We start from the raw sequence: 864 nt of genomic DNA, 5'->3' as shown, positions 1-864 counted from the left end.
CGAATAACTGCCTGACCATTACCTGCATTATCCAGTTTCAGTTTCCATTCGCCTTTATCTTCTGAGCTAAAGCCTTTATTACCATTCAGTTTTGCCATCTGTGCTGCCAGTTCTGCGGTTGATTTACGTTTAAACATATGTATATCTCCTTCTTAAAGTTAAACAAAATTATTTCTAGAGGGGAATTGTTATCCGCTCACAATTCCCCTATAGTGAGTCGTATTAATTTCGCGGGATCGAGATCTCGATCCTCTACGCCGGACGCATCGTGGCCGGCATCACCGGCGCCACAGGTGCGGTTGCTGGCGCCTATATCGCCGACATCACCGATGGGGAAGATCGGGCTCGCCACTTCGGGCTCATGAGCGCTTGTTTCGGCGTGGGTATGGTGGCAGGCCCCGTGGCCGGGGGACTGTTGGGCGCCATCTCCTTGCATGCACCATTCCTTGCGGCGGCGGTGCTCAACGGCCTCAACCTACTACTGGGCTGCTTCCTAATGCAGGAGTCGCATAAGGGAGAGCGTCGAGATCCCGGACACCATCGAATGGCGCAAAACCTTTCGCGGTATGGCATGATAGCGCCCGGAAGAGAGTCAATTCAGGGTGGTGAATGTGAAACCAGTAACGTTATACGATGTCGCAGAGTATGCCGGTGTCTCTTATCAGACCGTTTCCCGCGTGGTGAACCAGGCCAGCCACGTTTCTGCGAAAACGCGGGAAAAAGTGGAAGCGGCGATGGCGGAGCTGAATTACATTCCCAACCGCGTGGCACAACAACTGGCGGGCAAACAGTCGTTGCTGATTGGCGTTGCCACCTCCAGTCTGGCCCTGCACGCGCCGTCGCAAATTGTCGCGGCGATTAAAT

The 864-nt window shown here is 53.7% G+C and carries 1 protein-coding gene and 1 pseudogene; both read left to right on the top strand.

What is annotated here, in order from left to right:
* Positions 1–247 precede the first annotated feature (247 nt).
* Positions 248–532, top strand: a pseudogene (locus SB749_RS18640) (MFS transporter); the annotation flags it as partial.
* 79 nt (positions 533–611) lie between these two features.
* On the top strand, positions 612–864 hold a 253-nt coding region (locus SB749_RS18635), incomplete at its 3' end, for a LacI family DNA-binding transcriptional regulator (RefSeq protein WP_410711613.1).

This window comes from Brevibacterium sp. SIMBA_078, from assembly GCF_046534565.1.
Classification (GTDB): domain Bacteria; phylum Actinomycetota; class Actinomycetes; order Actinomycetales; family Brevibacteriaceae; genus Brevibacterium.
The sequence above is the reverse complement of the archived record's forward strand: the minus strand, read 5'-3'. Positions and strand labels throughout refer to the sequence as shown.